Genomic DNA, 12,088 nt, shown 5'->3' on the forward strand with positions numbered 1-12,088 from the left:
GGCCGCCGTAGGCGCTACGCGCGACCGGGGAAGAAGATCTTCACCTCACGCTCGGCGGACTCCTCGGAGTCGGAGGCGTGGATGAGGTTTTCGCGCACGATCACGCCGTAGTCACCGCGAATCGAGCCCGGGGCGGCGGCGATCGGGTCGGTGGGACCGGCCAGGGCCCGCACACCCTCGATGACCCGGTCACCCTCGACGATCAGCGCCACGACCGGGCCGGAGGCCATGAACTCGACCAGCGGCTCGTAGAAGGGCTTGCCCTTGTGCTCACCGTAGTGCTGCTCCAGGGTCTCCTGGTCCAGGGTGCGCAGCTCCAGCGCGGTGATCTGCCAGCCGGCCTTGCGCTCGATACGGCTGATGATCTCGCCGGTCAGGCCACGACGAACGGCGTCGGGCTTGAGGAGGACGAGGGTGCGCTGGCTCACTACGGGGCTCCTTCGGATCAAGGATGGTGCGGGATGCTGAGATTACAGGGCGTGTCCGGCCCCTTGTCACGCAGCGTCAGGTGTGGAGGAACCCGCCTGCGCGGCGAACCTCGCCTTCGCCTCGTCGATCTTCCGTCCGTAGTGCACGGACGCCCACCACAGGGCCGCGAAGATCGCGCCCAGGAAGAACATCGTCGGCACGACCACACCGGAGGCGATCAGGGCGATCTGCAGGGCCCAGCCGAGGGCGACGCCGCCGGGGCGGGTCACCATGCCGCACAGCACCAGGCACAGGAACATCGCGATGCCGCTGACCGTCCACACCGTCGTCGTGGACAGGTCGGGGTCCTTCATCGCGACCAGCGCGGCGAAGCCGATGATGAAGACCTCGCCGATCAGGGTCGAAGCACAGAGCGTACGCATACGGAGTCTCAGCCCTTCCCCAGCAGCAGCCGGGCCTCGCCGACGGTGATGACGGAGCCGGTGACGAGCACACCGCCGCCCGCGAACTCGCCCTCCTCCTCGGCCAGCGTGACCGCGGCCTCCAGGGCGTCCGGCAGCCGCGGCTCGACCTGCACCCGCTCGTCGCCGAACACCTCGACGGCGATCGCGGCGAGTTCGTCCACGTCCATCGCGCGGTGGCTGGCGTTCTGGGTGACGACGACCTCGGCGAAGAGCGGCTCGAAGGCCTCGAGCAGCCCGCGGACGTTCTTGTCCCCGCTCGCCCCCACGACCCCGATCAGCCGGCTGAAGTCGAACGCCTCCCCGACCGCCTCGGCCGTGGCCCGGGCACCCGCCGGGTTGTGGGCCGCGTCCAGGACGACGGTCGGCGATCGCCGTACGACCTCCATCCGGCCCGGCGAGGCCACGGCCGCGAACGCCTTGCGGACGGTGTCGGCGTCGAGCGGCTCGGGCCGCTGCGAACCGACGCCGAAGAACGCCTCGACGGCGGCGAGCGCGACGGCCGCGTTGTGGGCCTGGTAGGGGCCGTGCAGCGGAAGGTAGACCTCGGGGTACTCGCCGCCGAGCCCGCGCAGGGTGAGCAACTGCCCGCCGACGGCGACCTGGCGCGCCACGACCCCGAACTCGAGCCCCTCGCGGGCCACCGTCGCATCCACCTCCACGGCCTTCTTCAGCAGCACCTGGGCGGCGTCGACCGGCTGCTGGGCCAGGATCACCATCGCGTCCTGCTTCACGATGCCGGCCTTCTCGGTCGCGATCGCCCCGGCGGTCTCGCCGAGCCGGTCGGTGTGGTCGAGGTCGATGGGAGTGACGACGGCGACGTCCCCGTCGATGACGTTCGTGGCGTCCCAGGACCCGCCCATGCCCACTTCCACCACGGCGACGTCGACCGGAGCGTCCGCGAAGGCGGCGTACGCCATCCCCGTGAGCACCTCGAAGAAGGACAGCCGGTACTCCTGCTGCGAGTCGACCATCTCGACGTACGGCTTGATGTCCTCGTACGTCTCGATGAACCGCTCGGCGGAGATCGGCGCGCCGTCCAGGCTGATCCGCTCGGTGATCGACTGGACGTGAGGGCTCGTGTACCTGCCGGTCCGCAGCTCGAAGGCACTCAGCAGGGCCTCGATCATGCGGGCGGTGGACGTCTTGCCGTTGGTGCCGGTGATGTGGATGGAGGGGTACGACCGCTGCGGCTCCCCCAGCAGGTCCATCAGCGCGGTGATCCGGCTGACGGAGGGCTCCAGCTTGGTCTCGCCCCAGCGGGTGGCGAGCTCCGCCTCGACTTCCCTCAGGGCCTTGTCGACCTCGGGATCCGCCGGGCGCGCGGGCACGTCGGCCTCCGGCGGACCGCCCTGCGTGCGCAGGGTCCGGCTGCCGGCCTCGATCACCGCGAGATCCGGGTCCCGCTCGGTCTCGGCCGCCATGATCTCGTCGAAGCCGCCGGTCGGGCCGGGCTGCTCGCTGTCGTCGTACGGGGGCTGCTCACTCACGGGGTCAGTCTACGGAGGCCGGGGGTGGGTGCGGGTCGTGGGTGGCCGCGGGTCGCGGGCGGCTGAGGGTCGCGGGCCGCTGCGGGTCGCGGGCCGCTGCGGGTCGCGGGCGGCTGCGGGTGGGTTCCTGCGGTCGCGGGTGGTCGCCGCCCCAGCGGCACGACTGCCCGTAGCCGCCCGTCGCACTCGCGCAGCTGCGGATGGTCGCCGCCCTGGGGGCGCCGCCCCCAAACCCCGTAGCCGCCCGTCGCACTCGCGCAGCTGCGGGCAGTCGTGCCGCTGGGGCGGCACGGGTGGGCGCGGCGGCACCCCGTCAGCGCCGGGCAGCGCGACCCGCCCCACAGCGACCGAAGGCCCCCGGAACCTGACAGTTCCGGGGGCCTTCACCGACGCGTACGCGAACCGACTACGCCTCCGGCAACCGGTCCAGCTGCGCAGCGATCCGCGCGATGTCCTCGTCCGCCTTCGACAACCGCGTCCGGATCTTCTCCACCACGTGGTCCGGAGCCTTCGCCAGGAACGCCTCGTTGCCGAGCTTCGCGTTCGCCTGCGCCTTCTCCTTCTCCGCGGCGGCGAGGTCCTTGGCCAGCCGCTTCCGCTCGGCCGCCACATCGATCGTGCCGGACAGGTCGAGCGCCACCTCGGCACCGCCGACCGGCAGGGTCGCCGTAGCGGTGAAGGCGTCGCCTTCCGGCTGGAGCCGCAGCAGCTGACGGATGGCCGCCTCGTGCGGGGCGAGCGCCGTGCCGTCGAGGGACAGGCGGGCCGGGACACGCTGACCGGGCTGCAGGCCCTGGTCGGCACGGAACCGGCGGACCTCGGTGATGACCTGCTGGAGCGTCTCGATCTCCTTCTCGGCACCCGCGTCACGGAAGCCGCTGTCCGCGGGCCACTCGGCGATGACGAGGGACTCGCCACCGGTCAGCGTGGTCCACAGCGTCTCCGTGACGAAGGGGACGACCGGGTGCAGCAGCTTCAGCGTGACGTCCAGGACCTCACCGAGGACGCGCTTGGAGACCTCGGCCGCCTCACCGCCCGCCTGGAACGTGGTCTTCGACAGCTCGACGTACCAGTCGAACACCTCGTCCCACGCGAAGTGGAACAGTGCGTCGGAGAGCTTCGCGAACTGGTAGTCCTCGTAGAACGCGTCGACTTCGGCGACAACGGAGTTGAGCCGGGACAGGATCCACCGATCGGTCGCCGACATCGCCGAAGGCTCCGGCAACGGACCTTCCACCGTCGCGCCGTTCATCAGCGCGAAGCGCGTCGCGTTCCAGATCTTGTTGGCGAAGTTGCGGGAGCCCTGGACCCAGTCCTCGCCGATGGGGACGTCGACACCCGGGTTCGCGCCACGGGCCAGCGTGAACCGGAGGGCATCGCTGCCGTACTTGTCCATCCAGTCCAGCGGGTTGACGACATTGCCGAAGGACTTCGACATCTTCTTGCCGTTCTGGTCACGGACCATGCCGTGCAGGGCGATGGTGTGGAACGGCGGGGTGCCGTCCATCGCGTACAGACCGAACATCATCATCCGGGCGACCCAGAAGAAGAGGATGTCGTAGCCGGTGACCAGGACGGAGTTCGGATAGAACTTCGCGAGGCTCTCGGTCTGTTCGGGCCAGCCGAGCGTGGAGAAGGGCCACAGGCCGGAGGAGAACCAGGTGTCGAGGACATCGGTGTCCTGGTGCCAGCCCTCGCCGCTCGGGGCCTCGTCGTCGGGACCGACACAGACGACTTCACCGTTCGGCCCGTACCAGACCGGAATCCGGTGCCCCCACCACAACTGCCGTGAAATACACCAGTCGTGGAGGTTGTCGACCCAGTCGAAGTACCGCTTCTCCATCTCCTGAGGATGGATCTTGACCTTGCCGTCGCGGACCGCGTCACCGGCCGCCTTCGCCAGCGGGCCGACCTTGACCCACCACTGCATGGACAGGCGCGGCTCGATGGTCGTCTTGCAGCGCGAACAGTGCCCCACGCTGTGGACGTAGGGCCGCTTCTCGGCGACGATCCGGCCCTCGGCGCGCAGCGCGGCAACGATCGCGGAACGGGCCTCGAGGCGGTCCAGTCCCTGGAAGGGGCCGTGGGCGGTGATGACGGCGTGCTCGTCCATCACGGCGATGGCGGGCAGGTCGTGGCGCTGTCCGATCTCGAAGTCGTTCGGGTCGTGGGCCGGGGTGACCTTGACAGCACCCGTGCCGAACTCGGGGTCGACGTGCTCGTCGGCGACGACCGGGATGGAACGCTCCGTCAGCGGCAGCTTGATGAGCTTGCCGACCAGGTGCTTGTACCGCTCGTCGTCGGGGTGGACGGCGACCGCCGTGTCGCCGAGCATCGTCTCGGCGCGGGTGGTGGCGACGACGATCGTCTCGTCCCCGTCGCCGTACTTCATGGAGACGAGTTCGCCGTCGTCGTCCTGGTATTCCACCTCGATGTCCGAGATGGCGGTCAGACAGCGCGGGCACCAGTTGATGATGCGCTCGGCGCGGTAGATCAGCTCTTCGTCGTAGAGCCGCTTGAAGATGGTCTGGACGGCTTGGGACAGCCCCTCGTCCATGGTGAACCGCTCACGCGACCACGCGACGCCGTCTCCCAGGCGACGCATCTGTCCGCTGATCTGCCCACCGGACTCGGCCTTCCACTGCCAGACGCGCTCGACGAACGCCTCACGGCCGAGGTCGTGCCGGGACTTGCCCTCCTTGCCCAGCTCCCGCTCGACGACGTTCTGCGTGGCGATGCCGGCGTGGTCCATGCCGGGCTGCCACAGCGTCTCGTAGCCCTGCATCCGCTTGCGGCGGGTCAGGGTGTCGATGAGCGTGTGCTCGAAGGCATGCCCGAGGTGCAGGCTGCCCGTGACGTTCGGCGGCGGGATGACGATCGTGTACGGAGGCTTGTCACTCTTCGCGTCCGCCTCGAAGTAACCCCGCTCCACCCAGCGCTCGTACAGCGGCCCCTCTACATCGGCCGGCGCGTACTGGGTCGGCAGTTCGATGGCGGGCGCTGGTGGCTGCTGCTGAGCGTTCTCGGTCACGGGCTCAGTTTAGGGGTGTCACCGGGCAGTCCCGAAACGGGATTCTTCTGTAACGGTAGGCCCCCGATGCCCTGCGTGCGCTGTGGCTACGCCAGGATGTCAGGAACACATAAGCATCTGGAGGGGAACCCAGAAATGAGCCACAACCAGCCGGGCCCGTACGGCGGGCAGCCCCAGCAGCCTGGACCGTACGGCCAGCCGGGACCCTACGGCCAGCCGGGTCCCTACGGCCAGCCGCCGCAGGCTCCGCCCGCTCAGCCCGGCTACGGCTACCCCCAGCAGGCCCCGCCCGCCCAGCCGGGCTACGGCCAACCGCAGCAGCCCCCGCAGGGCGTCCCGCCGCAGCAGCAGCCGTACGGACAGCAGGCTCCCTACGGCCAGCAGCCGCAGCAGCCGTACGGTCAGCAGCCGCCCTACGGGCAGGCCCCCTACGGGGTGCCGCAGCCACCGGCTGCCGGTGGCGGCAAGAAGAAGACCGGCATCATCATCGCCGCCGTGGCCGTAGTGGCCGCGATCGGCGTGGGGGCGTACTTCGTCGTCGGCGGAGGCGGGGGCGGCCTGGAGGACGACGGCGCGCACAAGCTGGACAATCCGGCGACCGTGGCCGGCGAGTACAAGCGGGTCGGCAAGGGCGGCGAGGTCAACGACTCGGACACCACCAAGTACCTCGAGGCGAGCGGCATGAAGGACGGCAAGGCCGTCGTCCTGCAGTACTCGACGGCCGACTTCAGCAATTACGACCCGAACGACTCGACCACGTTGCCGCCCCAGTCCGAGCTGCTGGTCGCCAAGGGCGTCACCGTCGTGGGCGGTTACGGCAAGATCGCGGACCCCGAAGCCGCACTGGACAAGTACTTCGCCGCCATCACGAAGGAGTTCACGGACTCCTCCAGCTCCTCCGGCAGCGGCGCCGAATTGATCGGCCAGCCCGAGGAGGCCGACCTCGACGGGGCGCTGATGAAGTGCCAGTCGGCGAAGAGCACCAACAGCCTGACCAAGAAGGAGTCGACGGACTGGTTCTGCGTCTGGTCGGACTACAGCACGGTCGCCATGGTCTCCCCCGGTGACAACACCAAGAGCACCACCAAGGACGTCGCGATCGACCTGACGAAGAAGATCCGCGAGGAGATCCGCGTCAAGGCCTGACCCCGGACGACACAACTACGAAGGGGCCCCGGTCTGTTGACCGGGGCCCCTTCGTGTACGTACGCCTGTGCCGCTACGCCGTCTTCTGCTCGCCCGGTCCCCGACCGCGTGCGTCCCGCGGGATCAGCGTCGGGTTCACGTTCGAGTGGACGACGTCCGCCGTGATGACGACCCGGGCCACGTCCTTGCGGGACGGGATCTCGTACATCACGCCCTGGAGGACTTCCTCCATGATGGCGCGCAGGCCGCGGGCGCCGGTCTGACGCAGGATGGCCTGGTCGGCGATGGCCTCCAGGGCCTCACGCTCGAAGTCCAGCTCCACGCCGTCGAGTTCGAAGAGGCGCTCGTACTGCTTGACGAGCGCGTTGCGCGGCTCGACCAGGATCTGGAGGAGGGCCTCGCGGTCGAGGTTGTGGACCGAGGTGATGACCGGGAGCCGGCCGATGAACTCGGGGATCATGCCGAACTTGACCAGGTCCTCGGGCATGACGGACTCGAACTGGTCCTTGGTCTCCAGCTCCCGCTTGGAGCGGATCGTCGCGCCGAAGCCGATGCCCTTGGCGCCGGCCCGGGACTCGATGAGCTTCTCCAGGCCCGCGAAGGCGCCGCCCACGATGAACAGGACGTTCGTCGTGTCGATCTGGATGAACTCCTGGTGGGGGTGCTTGCGGCCGCCCTGGGGCGGGACCGAGGCGGTGGTGCCCTCCAGGATCTTCAGCAGGGCCTGCTGCACACCCTCACCGCTGACATCGCGGGTGATCGACGGGTTCTCGCTCTTACGGGCGACCTTGTCGATCTCGTCGATGTAGATGATCCCCGTCTCGGCCTTCTTGACGTCGTAGTCGGCCGCCTGGATCAGCTTGAGCAGGATGTTCTCGACGTCCTCGCCGACGTACCCCGCCTCGGTGAGGGCCGTTGCGTCGGCGATCGCGAAGGGGACGTTCAGCATGCGGGCGAGCGTCTGGGCGAGGAGGGTCTTGCCGGAGCCCGTGGGGCCCAGCAGGAGGATGTTGGACTTCGCCAACTCGATGGCGTCGTCGCGGCCTTGGGCGCCGCCGTTCTCGCCGGCCTGGACCCGCTTGTAGTGGTTGTACACCGCGACCGAGAGGGCCTTCTTGGCCGGTTCCTGGCCGACGACGTACCCCTCGAGGAACTCGTAGATCTCGCGGGGCTTGGGAAGTTCCTCCCAGCGGACCTCGCTGGTCTCGGCGAGCTCTTCCTCGATGATCTCGTTGCAGAGATCGATGCACTCGTCGCAGATGTAGACACCGGGCCCTGCGATGAGCTTCTTGACCTGCTTCTGGCTCTTGCCGCAGAACGAGCACTTGAGCAGATCGCCGCCGTCACCGATGCGTGCCACGGTGTGCTTCCCCTTCGCCTGGGAGACGCCTAGGTCCAGCGGCTCCTGGTGCTGCCTTATGTCCGACGGTACCTTGCCGGGCCCCTCGTTCGGGCCCCCCTTGGCACGGTTCACTTTGACGTGCGCTTTGTCGTGCACAGTCCTGAACCGTGCCAAGGAGCGGCAGACGATACAGCGTCCGCCGTCAGCGCACGCTCGCGTTGTTCATCTTCCGGGTGGAGATGATCTGGTCGATCAGGCCGTACGCCAGGGCGTCATCGGCCGTGAGGATCTTGTCGCGCTCGATGTCCTCGCGGATCTTCTCGATCGGCGTGGTGGAGTGCTTGGCCAGCAGGTCTTCCAGCTGGGCACGCATCCGCAGGATCTCGTTCGCGGCGATTTCCAGGTCGGAGACCTGGCCGCGGCCGGTCTCGCTGTAGGGCTGGTGGATCAGCACGCGGGCGTTCGGAAGCGCCATGCGCTTGCCCGGCGTACCGGCGGCCAGCAGGATGGCGGCGGCCGAGGCCGCCTGGCCCATGCAGACCGTCTGGACGTCGGGCTTCACGAACTGCATCGTGTCGTAGATCGCAGTGAGCGCCGTGAAGGATCCGCCGGGGCTGTTGATGTAGACCGAGATGTCCCGGTCGGGGTCCATCGACTCCAGGCACAGCAGCTGCGCCATGACGTCGTTGGCGGAGGCGTCGTCGATCTGCACGCCGAGGAAGATCACGCGCTCCTCGAAGAGCTTCGCGTACGGGTCGTACTCGCGGATGCCCTGCGAGGTGCGCTCCACGAAGCGCGGGATCACGTACCGGGACTCGGCCACGGGCACCGTGCTCTCGGCGCGTGCGCGGTCGTACAGGCCGCTGCCGGGGAAGTCGTTCACTGTCTCTCTCCTAGGGGCTGTGGCGGTCGGCTGGGGGCTTGCAGGGGGCCTCAGGCCCCGGTGCCGCCGCCGCCCGGCATGTTGGCGGCCGTGGTGATGACCTCGTCGATGAGGCCGTAGTCCCTGGCCTCGTCGGCGTCGAACCAGCGGTCCCGGTCGGAGTCGCGGGTGATCTGCTCGATGGTCTGGCCGGTGTGGAAGGACGTCAGCTCGGCCATGCGCTTCTTGGTGTGCAGGAGCCGCTCTGCGTGGATCTTGATGTCCGACGCCGAACCGGCGAGGCCGGCGGACGGCTGGTGGATCAGGATCTCGGCGTTCGGCAGCGCGAAGCGCTTGCCGGGGGTACCCGCGCTGAGCAGGAACTGGCCCATGGAGGCGGCGAGGCCCATGGCGATGGTCACCACGTCGTTCTTGATGTACTGCATGGTGTCGTAGATCGCCATGCCGGCCGTGATCGAGCCGCCGGGGCTGTTGATGTAGAGGTAGATGTCCTTGTCGGGGTCAGCGGCAAGGAGCAGGAGCTGTGCGGTGATCTTGTTGGCGATGTCGTCGTCGACCGCCTGGCCGAGGAAGATGATCCGCTCGCCGAGCAGCCGGTTGTAGACCTGGTCACCGAGGCCACCACCGATGGAGGGGTCGCCGGCGGCGGAGGGCATCAGATTCGTCACGTATCCACCTGCTCGTCTTACGACGGCGCCGGGCCGTCTCACGTTTCCCTGCGGGGCTGGAGCCGTTTCGGGGACTCCCCTGCCCTCGTATTCATGGACCCTAACGCGCTGGTCCCTCCGGAGAATCCCGGAGAAGAGACTGTTCGCTGTCAGCGCATGCCGCTCCGCCGGGGAGAGCCGCGATATCGCCGTGACCGGATCGGGCGGTGGGCGCGTGCGGGTCGTGTGGGGGCTGGTCGCGCAGTTCCCCGCGCCCCCTCGCGGCGATGTCCAGCCGTACGACGACAGGCCCCGGGGGCGTGATGCTCCCCGGGGCCTGTCGTACGGGCGTCAGCGCCGCTGTGGGCGTCAGCCCTCGGTCTTCTCGGTGCCGGCCTCGGGCTCGGTGCCGGCCTCGGCCTCCGCCTCGGGCGCCTCGGTGGTGGCCTCGTCGGCCTCCTCCTCGTCGTCCAGGTCGATGACCTCGCCGTTGGTGTCCTTGACCGTGGCCTTCTCGACCACGACGGCCAGGGCCTTGCCGCGGGCGACCTCGCCGACGAGGAGCGGAACCTGGCCGCCCTCGACGACCGCCTGGGCGAACTGGTCGGGGGACATGCCGGAGGAGGACGCCCGCCGCATGAGGTGCTCGGTGAGCTCCTCCTGGTTGACGTTGAGCTTCTCCTGCTTGACGAGCTCGTCGAGGACGAACTGCGTCTTGATGCCCTTGACCGCGGCTTCCTTGGTCTCGGCGTCGAACTCCTCGGCCGTCTTGCCCTGGATCTCGAGGTACTTCTCGAGGTCGAGGCCCATCTGGCCGAGCTGGTGGTGCTCGAGGTTGTGCTTGCGGGTGTTGATCTCGTCCTCGAGCAGCTTCTCGGGGACCGGGACCTCGACCAGCTCGAGCAGCTTCTCCAGGACGCGCTCCTGGGCCTGCGTGGCCTGGTCGTACTGCTTCATGTTCTCGAGGCGCTTGCGGCTGTCGGCCTTGAGCTCCTCGAGGGTGTCGAACTCGGAGGCGAGCTGCGCGAAGTCGTCGTCCAGCTCGGGCAGTTCACGGGCGGCGACCTGGGTGACCTTGACGGTGACCTCGGCCTCCTTGCCGGCCGCCGAACCGCCCTTGAGCTCGGAGGTGAAGGTGGCCTCGCCACCGGCCTCCAGGCCCGTCACGGCGTCGTCGATGCCTTCCAGCAGCTCGCCGGAGCCGATGGTGTAGGAGACGCCGCTGGCGACGCCGTCCTCGAGGATCTCGCCGTCGACCTTGGCCTCGAGGTCGATCGTGACGACGTCGCCGTCCTCGGCGGCCCGCTCGACGGGGGACGTCGAGGCGAAGCGCTCACGGAGCTGCTCGACCGACTTGTCGATGTCCTCTTCGGTGACCTCGACGGCGTCGACCTCGACCTCGATGCCCGAGAAGTCCGGGATCTCGAGGGCCGGGCGGACGTCGACCTCGGCGGTGAAGTTCAGCGTCTCGCCGTCCTTCAGCTCGGTGATGTCGACCTCGGGCTGGCCGAGGACGTCGATCTCCGCCTCATTGACCGCCTCGGTGTAGAACTTCGGAAGCGCGTCGTTGACCGCTTCCTCCAGGACCGCACCGCGGCCGAACCGCTGGTCGATGACGCGCGCCGGGATCTTGCCCTTCCGGAAGCCCTTCACCGTGACCTGCTGGTTGATCTTCTTGTACGCCGCGTCGAGGCTGTCCTTGAGCTCCTCGAAGGGCACCTCAATGCTGAGCCGAACCCGGGTCGGGTTCAGGGTCTCCACGGCGCTCTTCACGGTTCGGTCTCCTTGGGGGCTGACTTCTTGGTTTCTGCCGGAGCCAGACCGGCTCCGGCGGATTCGCCGCCCGGAGGACTTCCAAGAGGAGAGAGACACACGGGCGTGCAGCTTGCATAGTAACGGCAGCGGCGACACGCCCCAAAGGCGATCACGTCAGGTGATCACTCGAGGTGACCGTGGAGTGACCGGGTCGGCCGGTACGTGGTCGGGGTGGCGGGATTTGAACCCACGGCCTTCCGCTCCCAAAGCGGACGCGCTACCAAGCTGCGCCACACCCCGTCTGGTGCGAGACGTAGGCTACATGCCCGCAGGCAGCGGGGTCGCCGCATTTCCCCCCGCGCGCGCCCGCCATCCGGGTGGACGGAAACGCGGTGTGCGACGAAGGGGGACTACCCGCTACGATGCCATCAGTGCCGCGGTCACCTGACCTGCGGCGCCCGCTGCGCGGGCGTAGCTCAATGGTAGAGCCCTAGTCTTCCAAACTAGCTACGCGGGTTCGATTCCCGTCGCCCGCTCCGAACAGGCCTCCGGCCCGGTCCTTCGAGGATCGGGCCGGAGGTCTTTGTGCTGTCCGGGGACGGCCGAGGCGTCTGCGGCGGCGGGCCATGCGGGGCGCGCCTAGAACTGGATCGAGTTGATGGTCTCCGCTATCGAGTTCAGGAACCGCTGGATGTCGTCGGCCATCCCGGTCGAGGCGAGGAAGAAGCCGAAGAGCACCGCGACGACGGCGGGGCCGGCCTTCAGCGAGCCTCCCCGGATCAACACCACCAGGATGATCGCCAACAGCAGCACCACTGACAGAGAAATGGCCACAACTGATCACAACCCTTGGTCGGTCCGCTCTCCCGGCCCGGGGACGCGACCGTGCGCACCCCCGCCAGAA

At 68.6% G+C, this 12,088-nt stretch carries 10 protein-coding genes and 2 tRNA genes; 2 read left to right on the forward strand and 10 right to left on the reverse strand.

Going from position 1 to position 12,088, the window contains the following annotated elements:
• Nucleotides 1-14 precede the first annotated feature (14 nt).
• The 4 genes from ndk to ACFWWR_RS05155 all read right to left on the reverse strand — a co-directional run bounded on the left by ndk (nucleotide 15) and on the right by ACFWWR_RS05155 (nucleotide 5,411).
• Nucleotides 15-428 carry a nucleoside-diphosphate kinase gene (ndk, locus tag ACFWWR_RS05140; protein WP_267019923.1) on the reverse strand — a complete coding sequence of 138 codons (414 nt, stop codon included), beginning with the start codon at nucleotides 426-428 and terminating at the stop codon, nucleotides 15-17.
• Between the two features lie 66 nt (nucleotides 429-494).
• The gene (locus tag ACFWWR_RS05145) at nucleotides 495-851 is read right to left on the reverse strand and encodes a DUF4233 domain-containing protein (protein WP_383870773.1); all 357 of its coding nucleotides are present in this window, start codon (nucleotides 849-851) and stop codon (nucleotides 495-497) included.
• Between the two features lie 8 nt (nucleotides 852-859).
• Complete coding sequence (locus ACFWWR_RS05150; protein WP_383870920.1) at nucleotides 860-2,314, reverse strand: bifunctional folylpolyglutamate synthase/dihydrofolate synthase; 1,455 nt, start codon at nucleotides 2,312-2,314, stop codon at nucleotides 860-862.
• 472 nt (nucleotides 2,315-2,786) lie between these two features.
• Nucleotides 2,787-5,411, reverse strand: a complete 2,625-nt coding sequence (locus ACFWWR_RS05155) for a valine--tRNA ligase (protein ID WP_383876426.1) — start codon at nucleotides 5,409-5,411, stop codon at nucleotides 2,787-2,789.
• A gap of 135 nt (nucleotides 5,412-5,546) precedes the next feature.
• Between ACFWWR_RS05155 and ACFWWR_RS05160 the strand changes: the two genes are divergently transcribed.
• Nucleotides 5,547-6,557 carry a hypothetical protein gene (locus ACFWWR_RS05160; RefSeq protein WP_384302023.1) on the forward strand — a complete coding sequence of 337 codons (1,011 nt, stop codon included), beginning with the start codon at nucleotides 5,547-5,549 and terminating at the stop codon, nucleotides 6,555-6,557.
• Between the two features lie 73 nt (nucleotides 6,558-6,630).
• On the opposite strand, the gene clpX is transcribed toward ACFWWR_RS05160, so the two are convergent.
• The 5 genes from clpX to ACFWWR_RS05185 all read right to left on the reverse strand — a co-directional run bounded on the left by clpX (nucleotide 6,631) and on the right by ACFWWR_RS05185 (nucleotide 11,484).
• Nucleotides 6,631-7,917, reverse strand: coding sequence for an ATP-dependent Clp protease ATP-binding subunit ClpX (gene clpX, locus ACFWWR_RS05165; protein WP_384302025.1), 1,287 nt, complete (start codon nucleotides 7,915-7,917; stop codon nucleotides 6,631-6,633).
• Nucleotides 7,918-8,101: 184 nt separating this feature from the next.
• Nucleotides 8,102-8,782, reverse strand: coding sequence for an ATP-dependent Clp protease proteolytic subunit (locus ACFWWR_RS05170; RefSeq protein ID WP_067432671.1), 681 nt, complete (start codon nucleotides 8,780-8,782; stop codon nucleotides 8,102-8,104).
• Nucleotides 8,783-8,832: 50 nt separating this feature from the next.
• Complete coding sequence (locus tag ACFWWR_RS05175; protein WP_217239979.1) at nucleotides 8,833-9,438, reverse strand: ATP-dependent Clp protease proteolytic subunit; 606 nt, start codon at nucleotides 9,436-9,438, stop codon at nucleotides 8,833-8,835.
• A gap of 360 nt (nucleotides 9,439-9,798) precedes the next feature.
• The gene (tig, locus tag ACFWWR_RS05180) at nucleotides 9,799-11,202 is read right to left on the reverse strand and encodes a trigger factor (RefSeq protein ID WP_383876434.1); all 1,404 of its coding nucleotides are present in this window, start codon (nucleotides 11,200-11,202) and stop codon (nucleotides 9,799-9,801) included.
• A 205-nt stretch (nucleotides 11,203-11,407) separates the two neighbouring features.
• A tRNA-Pro gene (locus ACFWWR_RS05185) sits at nucleotides 11,408-11,484 on the reverse strand.
• 165 nt (nucleotides 11,485-11,649) lie between these two features.
• Here ACFWWR_RS05185 and ACFWWR_RS05190 point away from each other — a divergent pair.
• Nucleotides 11,650-11,720, forward strand: a tRNA-Gly gene (locus ACFWWR_RS05190).
• 103 nt (nucleotides 11,721-11,823) lie between these two features.
• Here the strand turns inward: ACFWWR_RS05190 and ACFWWR_RS05195 are convergent.
• Nucleotides 11,824-12,018 (reverse strand): hypothetical protein, encoded by a 195-nt coding sequence (locus tag ACFWWR_RS05195; protein WP_030044846.1) that lies wholly within the window; start codon nucleotides 12,016-12,018, stop codon nucleotides 11,824-11,826.
• Between the last annotated feature and the right edge of the window lie 70 nt (nucleotides 12,019-12,088).

Origin of the sequence: Streptomyces sp. NPDC058678 (assembly GCF_042714835.1) — a bacterium.
In the GTDB taxonomy this organism is placed as follows: domain Bacteria; phylum Actinomycetota; class Actinomycetes; order Streptomycetales; family Streptomycetaceae; genus Streptomyces.